Below are 20255 nucleotides of genomic sequence, written 5' to 3' on the forward strand. Positions count from 1 at the left end.
GGAGAATATATATGATTAGTATAGATGAAATGAAAAGCTATATTAAGAAGAACTTAAGAGAAAGTAGATACAATCATGTTTTAGGAGTAGTTGAGACAGCTGTTAAATTAGCAGAAATTAATATGGTAGATAAAAAAAAAGCTGAAGTATCAGCTTTGACACACGATATAGCTAAGAATATGACTATATATGAATTAAAGAATATTATAGATAGAAATAACATAAAGTTATCTTATGATGAGGAAAAAACTCCTGAGTTATGGCATAGTATTGTTTCACCAATATTAGGAAAAGAAATTTTTAAAATAGAAGATGAAGAAATACTAAGTGCAATGAGATGGCATACTACAGGAAAAGAAGATATGAGTAAATTGGATAAGATAATTTATATAGCAGATATGATAGAGCCAAGTAGAAGTTTTCCTGGGGTAGATTTAATTAGACAAGAAAGCTTTAATGATTTAGATAATGGAGTTCTTCAAGGGTTAACTCATACTATTAAATATTTATTAGATAAAGGGTTTCCTATTGATATAAATAGTGTAAAAGCTAGAAATTATTTATTGATAAATAAGTAATACCAAATACTATTTAAACTATTAAAAGAATCAGAGAGGAATTAAAGGATGGGTAATAGGAGAGAGGATCTGGAAAATAGGGAAAGAAGAAGACCTTCTAAAGAAGAGCAAATAAAAAGAAAAAAAATACAAGCTAGAAAAAAGAAGCTAAAAAGAAAAAGAATTGCTACAGCAATAATAACAATTCTATTAGCTTTTATATTAGGAACTGCCTTATATATTTATACATTTTTATCAGGATTAAAAACTAATAATTTAGGAACAGGCATAGCGCCAGCATCATCTAAAGACCCTGTAAATATTTTAATTTTAGGTATGGATATAGGAGATGCAGATAATCAAGGAAACAAAGCAGGTAGAAGAAGTGATACTATAATGGTTTTAAATTATAATCCTAATACAAAAAAGGTCCATATAGTTTCTATACCAAGGGATATTCTTATTGAAGTAGATGCAAAATTAGATAGTGGTGAATATAGAAGGTATTGGAAGATAAATACTGCATATGTTTTAGGTGGAGAAGAAGAGGTTAAATCACATGTCGAAAATCTATTGGGTATAAATTTAAATTATATAGTAGAAGTAGATTATAATGCGTTTAGAAGTATAGTAGATGCTTTAGGTGGAATAGAAATGAACATACAACAAGATATGTTCTATGATGATGATGAACAAAACCTTCATATAAACTTTAAAGCTGGAGAAACTGTTCAGTTAGATGGCAAAAAAGCAGAAGAGTTCTTTAGATGGAGAAAGAACAATGATGGAAGTGGAGGGGAAGAAGGTGATTTAGGTAGAATTAATAACCAACAACAATTCATTAGTAAGGTTATAGATAAAGCTTTAAGTCCAAGTATAATTTTTAAAGCCCCAAAAATCTTAAAAGCTATAAGTGAAAATGTTGAGACTAATATTCCAGCTAAGAATTTAGTATCTCTTGGTATGAAGATTATAAGATTAAAACCAGAAGATATAATTATGAAAACTCTTCAAGGAGAAGCAGAATATATTTATGGAGAATCCTTCTTAATTGCTGATAAAAATTTAAATAGAGAGTTAATAGATGCATTGAATGCAGAAAGTTCTTCATCAGCTCCAAATATAACTTCAATAGAAAAAAATAAGCTAAAGGTTTTAGTGTTAAATGGGACTAAAATAGATGGATTAGCATCAACTGCAAAAGAGCATCTACTTTCACTAGGATATACTAACATAGAAGTAGGAAATACTGAAGAAAGTATAGACAAAAGTATAATACAAACCAATAATAAAGACTTAAAAGACTTACTTAAAAGTGATATAGATATAGAAAAGTTTGAGAAAATAAGTAAAGCAGAACATAAGCAATATGATGTTGTAATATTATTAGGTAAAGATTATAACTTATTTGGAAACTAAAAGGTAGAAAACTTAAGGTTTTCTACCTTTTTACTAGGAGGAAAAATGAGTACTATAAATAAGATTGTTGAAAAAGAATACGAAGGTAGAAAAATTAGAGAGTTTTTAAAAGAAGAATTAGGCCTATCTTCTAGATTGATAAGAGGGGCTTCAATAGATAAAAGAATATTTGTAAATAATAAAGCGGTAAAAATGAATTATGTGCTGAAGGCAAATGAAAAAGTATTAATAGATTTAGCGAAAGAAGAAACACAAAATATAGATCCTGAAAAAATAGATATAGACATTGTATATGAAGATGAAGACATTATAGTTGTAAATAAAAGCCCTAATATGGTAGTTCATCCAACTAAAAGGTATCAATCAGGAACTTTAGCAAATGCATTAATGTATTATTTTAAAGAAAGTAATCAAAAATGTATTGTTAGATTAGTTAGTAGGTTAGATATGGATACTTCAGGACTTATTATAATAGCTAAAAATCAATATGCTCATATGGAGCTATCCAAAGAAATGACTTTAAATAAAGTTGAAAAAAGATACCTTGCAGTAGTACATGGACATATGGAAAATCAAGAAGGAACTATAGACTTACCTATTTATAGACCAGAAGAAGAAGGAACTATAAGAAGGATTATTGATGAGAGAGGACAAAGAAGCATAACTCATTATAAGGTTATTGAAAGATTTAAGGATTCAGATTTGGTAGAATGTTTATTAGAAACAGGTAGAACTCATCAAATAAGAGTTCATTTAAGTTCATTAGGGCATCCTATTTGGGGAGATACTTTATATGGTAATGAAGCGGATGGAGAAATAATAAATAGGCAGGCTCTTCATGCATATGGATTAGATTTTAAGTCTCCAAGAACTAAAAAAGAGTTAAGTCTTAGAGCAAAGCTACCAGAAGATATAAAAAAAATAATTGAATATTTAAAGTAGATTTTATAATTGTATATAAAAAAAGGACTTATATAGTTTGCTGTTGCATACAGTAAAACTTCTATAGTCCTTTTTTTATATAATTTATCTGAAGTTTGGTCTTTTTTTTCTTAGATTTCTTCTTTTTATAGAAAGATAAATGTAGCGAATAAGAATTATTAAAATAACTATTGATACTAATATTACTGAAATATTTGATTGATTAAATAATGAAGAAAAGCTTTCTGTAATTTTTGCCTTAAGATCATATTTTCTATCACATCCACTTACTAGATCAATTGATGAAACAGTTTTTCCATCAACATTTACCTTAGCTTTAAAAAGAGTATCTCCATTAGAAATATCTTTCTTACTTATATCTTTATTTGCGTAATCTATAGAATACGTAGGAGTTTTTTCGAGTTTTGATTTAGTATAATATAATTCATCCTTAGCAACTAATGGAATAGTGAGGTCATCATTAATTTTATATTTAGAAAGCACATCATTTTTGCTTATAAGCTTTATAGTTTCAAAGTTATCAAATCCATAATTAAATAATGGTCCTATATTAGTATAGAAGTTATCTTTATCAGTTGCATTTAGTAATGCAGTAACTAATAATTGTCCATCCTTTAAAGCTGAAGCTGTATATGTATGATTAGCTTCTGGAGTATATCCATTTTTACCAGTATAGGCATATTGATAAAAATATGGGCTATATTCATTAAAAAGCTGGTTTCTATTAGTTGCCCATTTTTCACTACCATCAGAAAATGGATGATTAACATACTTATGGGAATCTGTTCTAGAAATTCTTACATAATCTTCATTTTGTGAAGCTGCTCTCATTATAAGGGCTAAATCATATGCTGTAGTTAAGTGACCTTCCTCATGTAGTCCACTAGGATTTTTAAAATTAGTATCCAGTGCTCCTAACTCTTTAGCTTTATCATTCATAAGTTTTGCAAATGCTTCATTAGATCCTGCAACATGTTCAGCAAGTGCTTCAGCACAATCGTTTCCAGATTCTAATAAAAGACCAAGCAGAAGTTCTTCTACAGTATATACTTCCCCTTTAGCTATACCAATTTTACTTCCATCTACTAAAGTTGGTTTTTCACCAATAGTAACTTTATCTGTTAATTTAGTATTTTCCAAAACTATTAATGCAGTCATGACTTTTGTTGTTGAGGCAGGCTCATATTGAGTATGCTCATTTTTTGAATAAATAACTGTACCTGTCTTCCCATCCATTAAAACTGCACCTTCAGAATATACAGTAGGTAATTCTGTAGCTTTTACTGTAGTAGTAAAAACATTAGTTACAACTATAGTGGATAGAAATATTTTCCTCATAAATTTTTTCATATCAAATCTCCCAAAATAAACTTATTGCATATAGACAAAAATATTTTATCAAAAAAAGGGTTGTCATTCTATAACTTATGAATATTTAAAGTGAAATTAGGTATAATTTTAATAAAAAGTTAATAATTAAAATGAAAAATTATAAAAGTGAGGTATTTTATGGAGAAGATAATGAAAAAAATTGTAAACAAACGTAATGTTACGTTAATTATATTAGCCGTATTATTTTTAGCAACATCATCTATTTTATATGGAAAAAATAAATCTAAAGTGTTTAAAGATGATTATATGAAAAATATATTTGTAGATGAAGAGGATACTAACAATGAAAATAAAGCCACTAATATTAATAAGGAAGAAATGAAATCAGTAAAAGATAAAGAAGAAAGTAAAATCTCAATAAATAATAAGATGATAGTAGTAGAAATAAAGGGAGAGGTTGCTAACCCAGATGTATATGAATTAAGTGAAGGAAGTATAATTAGAGATCTAATTAATAAAGCAGGAGGGTTAACTAAGGATGCAGGTATAGATAAAATTAATAGGGCAGATAAGCTAAAAGCAAATCAATTAGTAGTAATACCAAACAAAGAAAATAAAGATAGTAATGAAAATACAAGCATTGCTACAACATCGAATATATCAGGCAGTACATCAGAGAATGGAGTAATAAATATAAATACAGCAAACTTAGATGAGCTTAAAAAAATAAATGGAGTAGGAGAAGTAAAGGCAAAAAATATAATTGAATATAGAGAAAAAAATGGAGGGTTTAAATCTATAGAAGAAATTAAAAATATAGAGGGCATAGGAGAGAAGACATTCGAAAAATTAAAAGATAAAATAACAAATTAATTTAATAAAATTAAGGAAAGTTTTATATTATAGTAACCAGATTTATGATAGAATTTAAATATATAACTTCTAAATTAAAAGGGGGAAGGGTTTTGGACATATTTTTAAATACTGTTATGAATTTAGGCCTAAGTTTATTATTTGGAGCAGTAGGGATATTAGTATTAGTAATTGGATATAAGATTTTTGATGCAATAATACCTGCTGATTTTAATAAAGAGTTAGAAAAAGGTAATACAGCGGTTGCTATTTTTTTAGCTGGGGCATTAATTGGCATAGCAATAATAGTATCACAAGTTGTAAAATAAGTTGTTTAAATAATGGGCAAGGGATAAATATCCTTTGCCCGTTGGCACTTATATGGCAGTTATGTGACAGAGACTTTTAAAATAAGTTCTTTAATGTTATAATAAAATGAATTTAGGAAAACATAGAAACAAAAGATTAGAAAAAATCCTAGGGGGAATTACTATGATAAAAAAAATAGTAACAATATTAATTTGTGGATTAATTACTACATCACTAATGGCTTGTAGTAGTTTAAGTGATAAGAAGGTAAAAGAAGAACCAGCACCAGCTAAAGTTGAGGAAAAGCAATTTATAGGAGAAGGTGAGTGGGCAAAAAATTATACAAAGGATGAAGTAACAGCTTTAAATAGTGAAATATTTACAAGAGTTGAAGAGGTAGCTAACTTTTATGGATTAGAATACTCTAAAGAGGAAAAGGTGAAAGAAGAAAACGGAGAAACGGTGAATAATAATAATATATACGTGGATAATTTAAATCCAGAGCCAAATAGAATGGAAAGTATGTATTATGGATTTAAAATTTATGGTTCGGATATGTCTAAAGGAAGCTTAAATTTAAAAATAGGATTTAAGCTAGATATAAACCAAATAAAGACAGAGGAAAAATTTGATTTTGCAGAAACTTCAATAGCTTCATTTTCAGAAGCGATGACAAATGACAAGGAAAGAGATTACTCTGATTTAAATAAGCAGATAATAGATATAGTTTTAAATAAAAAATCAGAGGGAACAATAGAAACTAACTTGAATGGTTTAGTAGAAACTATAACTATAAAAAATGACTTTTTATTATATAAGTTAGATTCTAAAAAATATGACTTTAAAAAGTAATACATATTTAAATTTATAATTTAGGAGGATATAGAATTGGTAGATAACGAAGGGTTAGAAATGAACAACGAATATATATCTAAAAAAGATGATGTAAACAAAGAAATAGATTCAAATGAATATTTTGAAGATAATTCTATTAACGAAGGTAAAATAATTGAAGCTGTAGATGAAGAAGAAATTCAGAAAGATGAATCTAAGGAAGATATCAAAGATATAAAATTTGTAGAAAAAATCTTAGCTACAATAATAGATCAAATAATATCTTTATCAGTAGCATTAGTTTTATTAATTGTGTTTGATTTTACACTAAAATTATTAGGATTTTATATTGCTGAAAGACAACCAATGTTCCTAATAGTGTATATTATAGTTAATATAATTTATGCTCCAATTTGTGAGTCAACAGGACTTAAAAAAACTATAGGAAGAAAACTAGTGTTAAAATAAACATTAATTAGGAGATAGAATGAGAAAAGGAAGTACAGTACAAGTTAAAATAGATAAAACAGAATTTCCATCAGTTGGAGTAGGCACTCTAGAAGGAAGAAAGATATATGTAAAAGGTGCTTTTCCTGGGCAATTAGTAAGCGGAAGAGTTAAGAAGAAAAGAGAAGGCTATGCAGAGTTAAAGCTTTTATCAGTTGATGAAAAATCAGATTATGAAATAGATAAGGCTTGCGAACACTTTGGAGTATGTGGTGGTTGTACATCACAAAACTTAACTTATGATAAGCAATTAGATTTTTTAAGTGAAGAAGTAAAAGAATTATTTAAAGATGCCAATATCACTATGGGAAATTACTTAGGTGTTGTAGGAAGTAAAGAGCAATGGGAATATAGAAATAAAATGGAATTTACCTTTGGAGACTTTGAAAAAGGTGGAGAATTAACTCTAGGTATGCATATGAAGGGAAAATCTTTTGGTATTATAACAGTTGATAAATGTATGATAGTTGACGAAGATTTTAGAACTATAATAAGAGAAACTGTTAATTACTTTAAGGATAAAGAATTACCATACTATAGAGTTATGAAAAGAGAAGGATATTTAAGACACCTAGTAATAAGAAAAGCTATAAATACTGGTGAATTAATGGTTAATTTAGTTACTACAACTCAAATAGATTTTAACTTGAAAGAATATGTAGATTTACTAAAGGAACAAAATTATAAAGGTGAATTAGTATCTATACTACATACTGAAAATAATTCTTTTTCAGATGCGGTAATCCCAGAAAAAGTAAATTTATTATTTGGTAAAGACTATATAATAGAAAATTTACTAGGTCTTAGCTTTAAAATATCTCCATTTTCATTTTTCCAGACAAATACTAAAGGAGCAGAAAGTCTTTATAGTATAGTTAGAGATTTTATGGGAGAATCAAATGATAAGGTAGTATTTGATCTTTACTGTGGAACAGGTACAATAGGTCAAATAGCAGCTTCAAATGCTAAAAAGGTAGTAGGAATAGAGCTTATAGAGGAAGCTGTAGAAGCGGCAAAGGAAAATGCTAAGTTAAATGGATTAAATAATTGTGAGTTTTTAGCCGGAGATGTTGCAGAGATAATAAAAACAGTTAAAGATAAACCAGATATTATAATATTAGATCCACCAAGAAGTGGAGTACATCCTAAAGCATTAGAATATGTAATAAAGTTCAATGCTAAGGAAATAATTTATGTATCATGCAATCCTAAAACTTTAGTAGAAAACTTAAAGGACTTAATATCATCAGGATACACAATAGTTGAAAGTTGCGTTAAGGATATGTTCCCAAACACGCCACACGGTGAAGTTGTAATAAAGCTACAAAGAAAACAAAGTTAGAACCTTGAGAAATCATGGTTCTTTTTTTATTTTCTAGAAATTAGTGAGCCTTTTGATGAATATTAATATTATAAATGCACATATTATTTAGTTTTATAATATATATATCATTAATAAATATAAATTAGCTTAGTGATTAAATAATTAAAAGGGGGATTCAATTTGGGTGAGCAAAATAATAATGGCTTAGAAATCAAAAATAATTCGACTAATGGTATGGCAATAGTTGGACTTGTTTTAGGTATTGTTTCATGGTTTTTAAATTTTTGGGGAATCGTTGGAATATTAGCAATAGTTTTTTCTGCAATTGCTTTATCACAAGTTTCAAATACTTCTCAAAAGGGAAAAGGTTTTGCAATTTTTGGTCTAGTATCTGGTATTATTAATCTCCTTTATGCCTTTATTGTAATAATGTTTATACTTTAGTGTTTTTAGGGAGAGGAATATGAGATAAAATTTAAAGAACAAATAATCACAGAAATAATACAAATAATTAATGAAGATTTAATAAGAGACTTAAAATATTATTTGAAGAATAATACAAATTTAGATATCCTTTACCAAGGTATAAATAAATATGAGGAAAATTTTAACTACTAGATTATAAGATTTCGTATTAAGAGATACGAAATCTTATTTTTATGTTCAAAGGTTTAGTTAAAGTGAACATAAAACGTAAAATTTACTTCTTAAGAATGGCCTAAAATGGTGATTGTAATTTATTTTATAAAAAATTTTTTTATAAGTATGCCAAGAAAATATGTCGTTTTTTTCTTTTTTTTCAATACATAATATGACATAAGGAAAGTGTTTTAAGTGATAAAATTATTGTAACAAGCTTGTTATAACAATTTAGTTGCCGACTCAATATTAATATAAAAATATTAGTAGAGGTGAGAATGTGAATAGAAGGAAAATATTAAATCAATTAATTTCAACTTCTGTAATTTTTACAATGTGTTTGTCAGCAGTACCCACTATGCATGCTAAAGCTAGTACAAATATATATGTAAATCCAGCAGCTCAATATCAAACTATGGAAGGTTGGGGAACAGCTTTAGCATGGTGGGCAGACATTGTTGGAGGCTGGTCACAACCGAATAAAGATGCAATTATGGATACACTATATGATGCTAATAAAGGACTAGGTTTTAATATTGCAAGGTATAACATAGGAGGAGGGGAGAATCCTAATCACCAGCATATGAGAGCAGGAGGAGAAGTACCTGGTTTTCAACCAGAAAATGGGGTATGGGATTGGAATGCAGATGACAGACAAAAAAGTATTTTATTAGAAGCAAATAAGAGAGGGGCTAACATACTTGAAGCATTTTCTAATTCACCACCATATTGGATGACAAAGAGCGGTTGTACTTCAGGTAAAGGATTAGCACCTATATTTGGAGTTAATAATCTTCAAGATTCTAAGTACACAGATTTTGCTGATTATTTAACAGAAGTTGTAAAGCATTTTAGGGACTATGATGGAATTAATTTTACTACCTTATCACCTATAAATGAGCCTAATTCTCCTGCTTGGTGTTATAATGGTGCACAAGAGGGATGTCATTGGGATAGAAGTAATCAAAATACTATTATGAAAGAAGTTGGAAAAAAGATAGAAGAAAAAAATCTTGATACAATACTTTCTGGACCAGAAGAGAATACTATTGATGAAACTATAGATTCATATAATTATTATGATAATACAGCAAAGTCATATATTTCTCAAATAAATACTCATTCTTATGCTGGTAGTAAACGTTATGAACTTAAAGAACTCGCAGCAAGAGAAAATAAAAATTTATGGATGTCAGAGTATGGATGTGGAGGAGATTGGAGAGAACCTATAAGTTCTCATGATCATTCTTCTATGAAGTGGCCATTGAGGCTTGCAAATACAATAACCAGTGATATAAATGATATGGGAGTTCCTTCATGGATTTATTGGCAGGCTGTAGAAGGTGAAGAAGGAGCTGTATCAGGAAAACATTCATGGGGACTAATTCACGCAACCTTTGAAGGTGGAAAAGAAGAATATTGGTATACTAATCAATATTACGTAATGGGTAATTACAGCAAGTTTATAAGACCAGGTGCTAAGATTATAAATTCAGGTAATAATAAGACTGTTGCAGCTTATGATGAAAATAATAATACATTAGTGTTAGTTGTGACAAATGATACAACTTCAGCACAAGAATATAATTTTGATTTATCAGCATTTAATACTTTAGGAACAAGTGCTAATGTATACAGAACATCTTTTAGTGAAGCTTTAAGTAAGGTTAATGATGTAAATATTCAAAATAAAGCTTTGAGTGTTACAGCAAACCCTGAGTCAGTTACAACGTATGTAATTTCAAATGTTAATTATAATGGTATGAAAAGTATAAATGATACTATTGTTGGAAATCAGCAAGAAAAATTCAACTATGTGGGAAACTGGAATTACAAAGCAGGTATATCAGCTTTTTCCAATGACTGTCATTGGACTGAGACAGCAGATAGTTATTTTGAAAGCAAATTTACAGGAACTCAAGTATCTCTATATGGAGAAAAGAATACTTACCATGGCATAGCAGCAATATCTATAGATGGTGGGCCAGAGGTTAAAGTAAATTGTTATGCTCCAACTAGGGCAGATAACACTTTATTATATACAAGTCCTCTATTAGAATCAGGGGAGCATACTATAAAAGTAAGAGCAACTGGAGAAAAGGATCCTAATTCAACGAGTATAGTATTAACAGCAGATAGATTAGATGTGTATAATGATGGTTTAAGGAACCCGATAAATTTAGCATTAGGAAAACAAGCTACAGCAGATAGTGTAGAAGGCCGAAAAAAACATTACGCTAATAATGCCACTGATGGTCTTACAAATACGGAATGGATTGCTAATGATGGATATTGGACTCACTGGTTACAGGTGGATCTTGGTGATATTTATAGTGTGGATTCAACTGAGATAAATAGAGAATCTAATGGAAGCCCATATAAATATTACATTGAAACATCTACAGATGGAGTTAATTGGGCGATTATAAGTGATAAACGACAAAATATGAATGCAGACAATATGCAAGCTGATAAATTTAATGCTATACAAGCTAGATATGTAAGAATACAATTTACTGAAGTAAATGGATGGGTTAGCTTAAGAGAATTTAAGGTTTTTGGATATTAATAGATAAAGAGAAGTATATTTAATTAATAAATCTATGTTTTAGGTTAATTTTAAATACGGGTTTAAATTGTAAAACCTAGATAATTACAAAGCTTTTAAAGACATAAACTTTAGATGAAAATCTTAAGTTTATGTCTTTTTATTTTTAAATGATTAGTGACAAAAGAGTACTCATACCTGTTTTAGTTATGGTTGGTGTCAAGAAGTAATATTCACTTAGATGCAACACTAAAAGGAGAATGGTGTTAGTAAGATAATAGAGTTATTGTATATTTAGAAGATGTTGTTGAGGAATTATGGCTTATGTTTAGAAAACAATATATAATAATATATTAAGCGGTGAGAATATGAAAATTAAGTAAATTAAAAGTAGAGCTGTATGCCTTCTATATAGTACAAAAATCTTTTGGATTTTATTTATTTTTAAATTTGATACTTTTTTATTAAAAGTAGATGGACAAGTACTATCTTTAGAGTAACAATATTTGAAAGTACAGTCATTTGCTAATCTATTTAGTATGATATATAATCTTTATTTGAGCTTTTAGTAATCCCAATATAGAATCGATTATTATTAGTTTATAGGTTAGGGTTAATGATGTATAAAGATATAAACATATATAAATTATTTTTAAGCATTTATTTGTTCGCGAAATATAATTATAAACATAAGATAAAATGATTGGAGGGGAAATATGAATTTACTTAAAGAACTTTTTAGAAGTAATCCGGATAGATATGTATTCGATAATTTTGGATTTATACATATAGTAATTTTGATAATAACATTTAGTGGTTGTTTTATTATTATAAAGAAGAGAAGAGTGTTTAAAGAAAATAGTATTCTCTGTAAAAAAATTAAAAATACTATGATAATAATTATGCTAACACAACAAGTTATTTTATATTTATGGTATATATTATCAAGATATAATACATTAAGCCAGGGGCTACCACTTTATAATTGTAGAGTGGCTATTATATCAATAGCTATAGGGTTATTAATAAATAATAAAGCGTTAAAATCATTAGGAGTATATTGGGGGTCTTTTGGAGCAATTTTTGCACTAGTAATGCCGGGCGTAGATCCATTTAAATTTCCACACTATACTCAAATTTCATATTTTGTAGGTCATATATGTTTATTGTGGTCTATAACGTATATTTTAGTAATTGAAGATTTTAAATTCACAGTTACAAGTTTAAAAGAAATTTTAATATTCACTAATGTTTACCATGGAATAGTTTTTATTATTGATATAGTAATTGGAGCTAATTATTGTTATTTAATAGAGTCACCTATAAGATTATTTATGAACATGCCACAATTATTATATACATTTACTTTTATGATGATATTTAATATAGCTATTTTAGTAAACTATAAAGTTTGTAAATCACTCTTATATAGAATATATAAGAGTGATTTACTCTAATATGAACAACTAAATTCAAATCATTTCTATAATAGCCATTAACAAATATTATGTTTCTATATTTTTTACTAATTATAATAATCTGATTACTATGATACGAAAATACAAATTTATAGTGAGATTCAGAATTTTTTTCATTTTAATTAAACGGTGTAGCTAAAAACTTATCTACAAAATCTAGTTTAAATCTATCTAAATCATATTGAATGTAATAACGCCTTACTCTAGGCCAGGTCTCCTTTTTATTATTTTTATATTTTCCCAATTTACATATTTGATCTTCATGCAATTTAGTAAATATTTAATATGATAAATATAACAATATGTTACAAGAATAAAACAAATTATAAAAAATGATATTTGTTTTATTAATTTATAAAAATAGGTTTTAAATAAAAAAATATTATAAAATTATATTAGGTAAACTAACAAAAATTAATTGATATAGGGGGATTGTTTATGTATAAAGTAGAAATAAATGGAGTTCAAATGAAATTTATAAGAGAATTCTTTGACAATTATGAGGATAACAAGGTTAAGCTTATAGTAAACGATGATAGCAATAGAATAAAAATAGTTTATTCAGCAGAAACAAGCTTAACAGCTAATGAGTTAGAGGCTTACTTAAAATCAGAGTTTAAGACTAAATCAAAATATGGAACAACACTTTATTACACACTTAATGTTAAGTAACATATTAAAATAGAAAATAAGCTTATTTTTATAAATTGGAGGAAAAATAAATGAAGTTTTCAAATGATTTTTTATTTGGAGCAGCATCTGCATCATATCAAATAGAAGGAGCTTGGAATGAGGATGGAAAAGGGCTATCCAATTGGGATGTGTTTTCTAAAATTCCAGGAAAAACTTTTGAAGGTACTAATGGTGATATAGCAATAGATCATTATCATAGATATAAAGAGGATATAAAACTAATGGCAGAAATGGGATTAGAATCTTATAGATTTTCAATTTCATGGCCTAGAATAATACCAAATGGAATAGGAGAAGTAAATCAAAAAGGGATAGAATTTTATAATAATATAATAGATGAATGTTTAAAATATGGGATAGTTCCTTTTGCAACTTTATATCATTGGGATTTGCCACAAGTATTAGAAGAAAAAGGTGGGTGGACAAATAAGGAAACAATTGAGTCTTTTGTAAAGTATTCAGAAATTTGTTATAAAGCTTTTGGTGATAGGGTTAAGCATTGGATTACATTTAACGAAACAGTAGTATTTTGTGGATTAGGATATTTGGCAGGGGCACATCCTCCAGCTATAGTAGGGGATATTAATAAGTATTTCCAAGCTACTCACAATGTATTTTTAGCTCATGCAAAATCAGTTGAATTGTACAAAACATTAAAGCAATATGGAGAAATAGGAATTACACATGTATTCTCACCAGCCTTTAGTATAGATGATAAGGAAGAAAATTTATTAGCTGCAGAGCATGCAAATAAAGTAGATATGCATTGGTATTATGATCCAATATTAAAAGGTGAATATCCTAAGTATGTTGTAGATCTTATTAGTAAAAAAGGTATTACTATTGATTGGACCAGTGAAGAATTAGAAATAATAAAAAGAGCAGCAGATAAAAATAATTTTATTGGACTAAATTATTATCAACCTCAAAGAGTAATGAAAAATAATATAGATGAACAGGTTGAAAGAAGTAGGGAAAATTCAACAGGAGCGCCTGGAAATCCGTCTTTCGATGGATTTTATAGAACAGTTAAAATGGATGATAATCAGTACACTAAATGGGGATGGGAAATATCTCCTGAAGCATTTTTAGATGGATTAAGAATGTTAAAAGAAAGATATGGAGATGTGAAGATATATATAACAGAAAATGGATTAGGAGATGAAGATCCTATTATAGAAGGTCAAGTAGTGGATATACCTAGAATTAAGTTTATAGAAACACATTTAAGAGCTGTTAAAAGTGCAATTAAAGAGGGAATAAACTTAAAAGGCTACTATGCATGGTCTGCTATAGATTTGTTAAGTTGGTTAAATGGATTTAAAAAACAATATGGATTCATATATGTTGACCATAAAAATAAGTTAAATAGAAAGAAAAAAGCCTCTTTCTACTGGTACAAAAACGTAATAGAGACAAGAGGAGAAGATATTTAGATATAAAATTTAAATATACTTACATTGGCTGAAGTCTTTATTAATATAGATTTCAGCCTTTTATAAATATCTATTTAATAGTATAAAAATTTATTTATATCAAGTTGGTAAGAAGGGTGGAGTAATATGAGTAAATATTTAGGAATTGATATAGGTGGAACGTTTATAAAGTATGCCATTGTTGATGATAACTATAAAATATTAAAGAAGTGGAAAGTTGAATCTATTAAATTTGATACAAAAGACAAATTTTATGATTATATGTGCCAAAATATCAGCGAATTAGAAATGATAGAAAGCATTGGAGTTAGTGCACCAGGGCTTATAGATGAATATGGAAATGTAAAATCAGATGCTGCTCCAAATGTAAAAATAATGCGTAATTCAAATATTAACGAAGAAATATCAAAAAGAACAGGTAAAAGAGTACTTTCTATAAATGATGCAAAATCAGCAGGGCTTTGTGAACTGAAAATTGGAAATGCAATGGGTAAAAAAAGTTCAGCTTTTCTAATAATAGGTACAGGCACTGGGGGATGCATTTGTGATGAAAATGGTGTTATATATGGAAATGATAGCTTTGCAGGTGAGTTTCATCATTTAACTTATTTTGATAATTTAAATAAAAGGTTTAATAAAATGGGAGATACTGCATCAATAGCTGGATTAATAAATATATATAATGAAAAGGTAAATGAAAGTGATAAAGCTTTATATGGCAGAGATATTATTTTAAAATATCTAAATAAAGAGAAATTAGCTATAGAAAGTATAGAGCAATGGATAAATAATATAGTTGCACAATTAGTGACAATAACAGCATTTTATAACCCTGAAACCATATATATAGGCGGAGGAATATCAGAGGAAGAGTGGCTGATTAATATTATTAATACTAAATATAAAGAAGTGTGCAATAAGAATTTAGGAGAGTATATTAAAACGAAAATAGATAGATGCAAATACAATAACGATGCTAATATACTTGGTGCCATAATAAATGTAAAATGTAATGCTTAAATGAACTTTTATATTGTTAATAGGAATTTTAAGTGGTATAGATATAACTATGTACATTATTTTTAATTTAAGAAAAGGGGATTAGTAATGTTTAGTTATAATAAAATACAAAGTTTGAATGAATTGGAATTATCACTCTATAACTATATAATGAAAAATAGTGAAAAAGTAATTTACATGAGGATAAGAGAATTAGCAAATGAAGCTCACGTATCTACTACAACTATATTAAGATTTTGTAAAAAACTAGATTGTGAGGGCTTTTCTGAATTTAAATTAAAATTCAAAATGTATATAGAAGAAGGTGGAGGAAAGGAATTAACAGATAACACTTCAATGATAATTGACTTTTTAAAAAAAGCACAAACTAAAGACTATAGAGAAAAAATAGATATGGTTTGTGATGAATTAAATAAAGCAAGTACTATAATATTTGTTGGAATAGGCTTTTCAGGAATACTTTCTAAGTATTCAGCAAGGTATATTTCTGCTATAGGAAGAAATGCAATATATATTGATGATCCATTTTATCCAATTAATTTCAAATACACAGAAAATTATGTAACAATTGCCTTTTCTGTTTCGGGAGAAACACCAACTGTAATAGATCATATAAATGGCTTAAAGAGAAAAGGTAGCAAAATCATAAGTATAACTAATAATGAAGATTCAACTTTAGCAAAGATATCTGATATAAATATTGGATATTATGTGCAACAAGAGAAAACAGAAGAAAATGATATTACGACTCAAATTCCAGCATTATATATAATTGAAACTATAGGAAGAAAATTATATAGAAATTATAAGGGTAGATGATTTTTCATCTACCCATTATTTTTTAATAACAATATGTATTTTATAAGATTTTTAAATTTATAGTATTTAATTAAATTATATTATTTTAACTAATACGAGCAGAGAAATAATATAAGAAATATGTTTTGAAGGAAACAATTTGTTACATAAATGTAACAAGTTATAAAGAGTTGAGGTATGTTTTTTTAAGCTTTGAAAATGATTACAAGGATATTTTTATAAGTTATAATATGAACATCAAGGGAGAAAGGAGGAGGTAATCTTGATTTATGAAAAACTCGATAAATTTAAAGATGGGTTCTTATGGGGAAGCGCTTCTGCAGCATATCAAGTTGAAGGATCTTATGATATTAACGGAAAAGGCTCGAGTATTTGGGATAAATTCACTGAGATACCAGGCACAACTTATAAAGGAACTAATGGAAAAGTAGCAGTAGATCACTATCATAGATACAAAGAAGATATAGAATTGATGAAGGAGATGGGATTAAAAGCCTACAGATTTTCAATAGCATGGAGTAGAATTTATCCGAAAGGAAGAGGAGAGGTAAATGAAAAAGGTCTAGAGTTTTATGATAAGTTAATAGATGAACTTATTGCTAATGACATAAAACCAATTATAACTATATATCATTGGGATCTACCACAACACCTTCAAGAGTTATATGGAGGTTGGGAATCTAGAGAGATAATAGAGGATTTTAATAATTATTGTATAACTCTCTATAAAAGATATGGTGAAAAAGTTAAATACTGGATAACTCTAAATGAACAGAATGTATTTATACTTTTAGGATATAAGATTGGAATACATCCTCCTAAGGTACAGGATGATAAAAGGATGCTTAAAGCGAATCATATTGCAAGTTTAGCTAATGCAAAGGCAATAGAATCATTTAGACAATATGTATCAAATGGAATGATAGGCCCAAGTTTTGCTTTTACTCCTAATTATGCTTATACATGCAAACCAGAGGATGCTTTAGCTAGAGAAAACGCTGAAGATATGAATTGTCATTGGTGGTTAGATGTATATTGTTTTGGAAACTATCCAGCATTTGCATTAAGTAGATATGAAAAACAAGGGATAGCACCAGAGATTGAGGATGGAGATTTAGAACTTTTAGAGAGAGGAAAACCTGATTTTATTGGGATAAATTATTATAGAAGTGAAACGGTTGAGGCAAATGCAATAGGTGGACTTAATAATTTTGAAGAAATAAATACATCAGGTAAGAAGGGAACTGCTAAAGATTACGGAATACCAGGTAGCTTTAAGAGTATAAAAAATCCTTATTTAGAGAGAACGAATTGGGATTGGGAAATAGATCCTACAGGTCTTAGGATTGGCATTAGAAGGATAAATAGTCGATATAGACTACCTATATTAGTCACAGAAAATGGACTTGGAGAATTTGATAAGCTCGAGGATGGGGACATAATAAATGATGAATATAGAATAGATTTCATTAGAAATCATATTAAAGCTTGTAAAGAAGCAATAACTGATGGAGTAGAATTATTAGGATATTGTACATGGTCCTTTACAGATTTATTAAGTTGGCTTAATGGATATCAAAAAAGATATGGATTTGTTTATATAAATAGAAATGAAAATGATGAAAAAGACTTAAGGCGTATAAAAAAGAGAAGTTTTTATTGGTATAAAAATGTTATAAGAACTAATGGAGAAGAGCTTTAGTTATGTTTTGAAAAATAAATTTTAGGAGGAATTATAATGAAAAATATTTTACTAGTATGTGCAGCAGGAATGTCAACAAGTCTTTTGGTAAATAAAATGAAAGGTGCAGCAAAAGAAAAAGGAATAGAAATAAATATTGAAGCTCTACCAGTTTCAGAATGCTCAAGAGTTATAGATAAGGTAGATATAGTATTACTAGGACCACAAGTAAGATTCCAAAAACCACAAGTGGATGCATTAGTTAAAGGAAGAATACCTGTAGAAGTAATAGATATGAGACTATACGGAACTATGAATGGCAAAGCAATTCTAGAAAATGTATTAAAAACACTTGGTTTATAATCAAGATTTTAATAAGTAAGTAATATTTATGAGGGGGAATAAAAATATGAGCATTATGACGAAATTTGAAAACGGCATAGAAAGAGTACTTGTACCTGTAGCAACAAAGTTAAATTCACAAAGACATATTTGTGCTATTAGAGATGCATTTATCTTAACTTTTCCATTAACAATGGCTGGGTCATTAATGGTATTATTAAACTTTGTTTTATTATCACCAGATGGATTTATAGCGAAATTATTAAAATTAGGCACTTTAATACCTAATCTAGCAGATTATCAAGCAATATTTGCACCTGTATTAAAAGGATCCTTAGATATTTTAGCAATTTTAATAGTGTTTTTAATAGCAAGAAATCTTGCAAGAACCTTAGGTGCAGATGACTTATTAACTGGACTTACTGCTGTTTCAGTTTTCTTTATCATATATCCAGCAGGCAAAGATGGGGCAATTTCAACTCAATATATGGGACCGCAAGGATTATTCGTTGCAATAATTGTTGGCTTATTAGTTGGAGAAATATTATCAAGACTTTCTAAAAGTCCAAAGCTTGAGATAAAAATGCCTGAACAAGTACCACCAGCAGTTGCAAGAACTTTTAAAATATTATTTCCAATAATAATAGTAACAATTAGTTTCTCAGTTGCAAATTTCTTATTATTAAAGGTTACTGATGGTGGTGGAATTCATACATTAGTTTACAATGTATTACAAAAACCATTAACTAAATTAGGAACAAGTGTATTCTCAGTTATTGTATTTGCAGTAGTATCTAACTTGCTATGGATAATGGGAATACATGGACCCAATACAGTTGCAGCTGTAAGAGATACTATGTTTGCTGAAGCTAATGCAGCTAATTTAGCTTATGTACAAGCTAATGGAAGTGCATGGGGAGCGCCTTTTCCAACGACTTGGGCATTAAATGATGCATTTGCAAATTATGGTGGATCAGGAATGACATTAGGGTTAATAATAGCAATATTTATTTTCTCAAGAATGAAAGATCAAAAAGATATAGCAAAACTATCAATTGCGCCTGGATTGTTTAATATTAATGAATCAGTAATATTTGGTTTACCAATAGTATTAAACCCAATATTTATAATTCCATTTCTACTTGTACCAGTAGTAAATATTTTAATTGGTTATGGAGCTATTATGTTAAAAATAATTCCACCAGTAGCATATGGAGTACCGTGGACTACTCCAGGACCATTAATTCCATTTTTAGGAACAGGAGCGAATTTTATGGGGCTTGTTGTTGGATTAGTTTGCTTAGCTGTTAGTGTTCTTATATATGCACCATTTGTTATTGCATCTAATAAGGCAGCTGCGAAAATGCAAGAAACTCAGGAGTATTCAGATATAGAAAGTATGTAATAAAAAATAATGCATGCAGAAGACCAATTAATTAGTGCAGAAACTATAAAAGATATAGCGGTAGAACTTGTAGAAATGAGCAAAATATTTAAAAAGAATTAAATATAAATCTTAAATA

General features: G+C 28.3%; 20 protein-coding genes. 18 read left to right on the forward strand and 2 right to left on the reverse strand.

Going from position 1 to position 20255, the window contains the following annotated elements; translation table 11 throughout:
- Positions 1-11 precede the first annotated feature (11 nt).
- Genes yqeK through ACYUEX_RS03510 form a run of 3 tightly spaced genes read left to right on the forward strand, consistent with a single transcriptional unit; the run spans position 12 to position 2918 of the window.
- Positions 12-578 carry a bis(5'-nucleosyl)-tetraphosphatase (symmetrical) YqeK gene (gene yqeK, locus ACYUEX_RS03500; protein ID WP_460286585.1) on the forward strand — a complete coding sequence of 189 codons (567 nt, stop codon included), beginning with the start codon at positions 12-14 and terminating at the stop codon, positions 576-578.
- Between the two features lie 48 nt (positions 579-626).
- Complete coding sequence (locus tag ACYUEX_RS03505; RefSeq protein WP_460286586.1) at positions 627-1976, forward strand: LCP family protein; 1350 nt, start codon at positions 627-629, stop codon at positions 1974-1976.
- Between the two features lie 45 nt (positions 1977-2021).
- The gene (locus ACYUEX_RS03510; protein ID WP_460286587.1) at positions 2022-2918 is read left to right on the forward strand and encodes an RluA family pseudouridine synthase; all 897 of its coding nucleotides are present in this window, start codon (positions 2022-2024) and stop codon (positions 2916-2918) included.
- A gap of 84 nt (positions 2919-3002) precedes the next feature.
- Here ACYUEX_RS03510 and ACYUEX_RS03515 read toward each other — a convergent pair whose 3' ends face one another.
- Positions 3003-4268, reverse strand: a complete 1266-nt coding sequence (locus ACYUEX_RS03515) for a D-alanyl-D-alanine carboxypeptidase family protein (RefSeq protein ID WP_460286588.1) — start codon at positions 4266-4268, stop codon at positions 3003-3005.
- 171 nt (positions 4269-4439) lie between these two features.
- Here ACYUEX_RS03515 and ACYUEX_RS03520 point away from each other — a divergent pair, with 171 nt between their 5' ends.
- From ACYUEX_RS03520 to ACYUEX_RS03555, 8 genes are all read left to right on the forward strand, one after another.
- Positions 4440-5123 (forward strand): helix-hairpin-helix domain-containing protein, encoded by a 684-nt coding sequence (locus ACYUEX_RS03520; RefSeq protein WP_460286589.1) that lies wholly within the window; start codon positions 4440-4442, stop codon positions 5121-5123.
- A gap of 92 nt (positions 5124-5215) precedes the next feature.
- On the forward strand, positions 5216-5431 hold the full coding sequence (locus ACYUEX_RS03525; protein ID WP_411168919.1) for a DUF350 domain-containing protein: 216 nt from the start codon (positions 5216-5218) through the stop codon (positions 5429-5431).
- A 163-nt stretch (positions 5432-5594) separates the two neighbouring features.
- On the forward strand, positions 5595-6263 hold the full coding sequence (locus tag ACYUEX_RS03530) for a hypothetical protein (RefSeq protein ID WP_460286590.1): 669 nt from the start codon (positions 5595-5597) through the stop codon (positions 6261-6263).
- Positions 6264-6299: 36 nt separating this feature from the next.
- Entirely contained in the window at positions 6300-6713 is a 414-nt protein-coding gene (locus ACYUEX_RS03535; RefSeq protein WP_460286591.1) for a hypothetical protein, read from the forward strand.
- 19 nt (positions 6714-6732) lie between these two features.
- Positions 6733-8094, forward strand: coding sequence for a 23S rRNA (uracil(1939)-C(5))-methyltransferase RlmD (rlmD, locus tag ACYUEX_RS03540; RefSeq protein ID WP_460286592.1), 1362 nt, complete (start codon positions 6733-6735; stop codon positions 8092-8094).
- Positions 8095-8256: 162 nt separating this feature from the next.
- Positions 8257-8520 (forward strand): DUF4190 domain-containing protein, encoded by a 264-nt coding sequence (locus tag ACYUEX_RS03545; protein ID WP_411168915.1) that lies wholly within the window; start codon positions 8257-8259, stop codon positions 8518-8520.
- Between the two features lie 475 nt (positions 8521-8995).
- Positions 8996-11284, forward strand: coding sequence for a glycoside hydrolase (locus tag ACYUEX_RS03550; RefSeq protein WP_460286593.1), 2289 nt, complete (start codon positions 8996-8998; stop codon positions 11282-11284).
- Between the two features lie 695 nt (positions 11285-11979).
- Entirely contained in the window at positions 11980-12720 is a 741-nt protein-coding gene (locus ACYUEX_RS03555; protein ID WP_460286594.1) for a TMEM164-related integral membrane acyltransferase, read from the forward strand.
- A 139-nt stretch (positions 12721-12859) separates the two neighbouring features.
- Here ACYUEX_RS03555 and ACYUEX_RS03560 read toward each other — a convergent pair whose 3' ends face one another.
- Positions 12860-12985, reverse strand: a complete 126-nt coding sequence (locus ACYUEX_RS03560) for a hypothetical protein (protein WP_460286595.1) — start codon at positions 12983-12985, stop codon at positions 12860-12862.
- Between the two features lie 194 nt (positions 12986-13179).
- On the opposite strand from ACYUEX_RS03560, the gene ACYUEX_RS03565 reads away from it, so the two are divergent.
- The 7 genes from ACYUEX_RS03565 (at position 13180) to ACYUEX_RS03595 (ending at position 20137) form a co-directional block, all read left to right on the forward strand.
- The gene (locus ACYUEX_RS03565) at positions 13180-13413 is read left to right on the forward strand and encodes a hypothetical protein (protein ID WP_322390298.1); all 234 of its coding nucleotides are present in this window, start codon (positions 13180-13182) and stop codon (positions 13411-13413) included.
- Positions 13414-13463: 50 nt separating this feature from the next.
- Complete coding sequence (locus ACYUEX_RS03570; RefSeq protein WP_460286596.1) at positions 13464-14870, forward strand: GH1 family beta-glucosidase; 1407 nt, start codon at positions 13464-13466, stop codon at positions 14868-14870.
- Positions 14871-14996: 126 nt separating this feature from the next.
- On the forward strand, positions 14997-15890 hold the full coding sequence (locus ACYUEX_RS03575; protein WP_460286597.1) for an ROK family protein: 894 nt from the start codon (positions 14997-14999) through the stop codon (positions 15888-15890).
- An 87-nt stretch (positions 15891-15977) separates the two neighbouring features.
- On the forward strand, positions 15978-16709 hold the full coding sequence (locus ACYUEX_RS03580; RefSeq protein WP_460286598.1) for a MurR/RpiR family transcriptional regulator: 732 nt from the start codon (positions 15978-15980) through the stop codon (positions 16707-16709).
- A 262-nt stretch (positions 16710-16971) separates the two neighbouring features.
- Complete coding sequence (locus ACYUEX_RS03585) at positions 16972-18411, forward strand: glycoside hydrolase family 1 protein (protein ID WP_460286599.1); 1440 nt, start codon at positions 16972-16974, stop codon at positions 18409-18411.
- A gap of 36 nt (positions 18412-18447) precedes the next feature.
- A complete protein-coding gene (locus ACYUEX_RS03590; protein ID WP_322459296.1) occupies positions 18448-18753 on the forward strand; it encodes a PTS sugar transporter subunit IIB in 306 nt (101 codons plus the stop codon).
- A 46-nt stretch (positions 18754-18799) separates the two neighbouring features.
- On the forward strand, positions 18800-20137 hold the full coding sequence (locus tag ACYUEX_RS03595) for a PTS sugar transporter subunit IIC (protein WP_460286600.1): 1338 nt from the start codon (positions 18800-18802) through the stop codon (positions 20135-20137).
- Positions 20138-20255: the final 118 nt, after the last annotated feature.

The sequence above is a fragment of the Clostridium sp. CTA-7 genome, from assembly GCF_054768095.1.

Coding starts and splice junctions, on each gene's coding strand:
- ACYUEX_RS03580 (WP_460286598.1), top strand. CDS start 15,978: ATGTTTAGTTATAATAAAATACAAAGTTTGAATGAATTGGAATTATCA.
- ACYUEX_RS03595 (WP_460286600.1), top strand. CDS start 18,800: ATGAGCATTATGACGAAATTTGAAAACGGCATAGAAAGAGTACTTGTA.
- ACYUEX_RS03520 (WP_460286589.1), top strand. CDS start 4,440: ATGAAAAAAATTGTAAACAAACGTAATGTTACGTTAATTATATTAGCC.
- ACYUEX_RS03570 (WP_460286596.1), top strand. CDS start 13,464: ATGAAGTTTTCAAATGATTTTTTATTTGGAGCAGCATCTGCATCATAT.
- ACYUEX_RS03530 (WP_460286590.1), top strand. CDS start 5,595: ATGATAAAAAAAATAGTAACAATATTAATTTGTGGATTAATTACTACA.
- ACYUEX_RS03505 (WP_460286586.1), top strand. CDS start 627: ATGGGTAATAGGAGAGAGGATCTGGAAAATAGGGAAAGAAGAAGACCT.
- ACYUEX_RS03510 (WP_460286587.1), top strand. CDS start 2,022: ATGAGTACTATAAATAAGATTGTTGAAAAAGAATACGAAGGTAGAAAA.
- ACYUEX_RS03590 (WP_322459296.1), top strand. CDS start 18,448: ATGAAAAATATTTTACTAGTATGTGCAGCAGGAATGTCAACAAGTCTT.
- ACYUEX_RS03565 (WP_322390298.1), top strand. CDS start 13,180: ATGTATAAAGTAGAAATAAATGGAGTTCAAATGAAATTTATAAGAGAA.
- ACYUEX_RS03515 (WP_460286588.1), bottom strand. CDS start 4,268: ATGAAAAAATTTATGAGGAAAATATTTCTATCCACTATAGTTGTAACT.
- ACYUEX_RS03575 (WP_460286597.1), top strand. CDS start 14,997: ATGAGTAAATATTTAGGAATTGATATAGGTGGAACGTTTATAAAGTAT.
- rlmD (WP_460286592.1), top strand. CDS start 6,733: ATGAGAAAAGGAAGTACAGTACAAGTTAAAATAGATAAAACAGAATTT.
- yqeK (WP_460286585.1), top strand. CDS start 12: ATGATTAGTATAGATGAAATGAAAAGCTATATTAAGAAGAACTTAAGA.
- ACYUEX_RS03555 (WP_460286594.1), top strand. CDS start 11,980: ATGAATTTACTTAAAGAACTTTTTAGAAGTAATCCGGATAGATATGTA.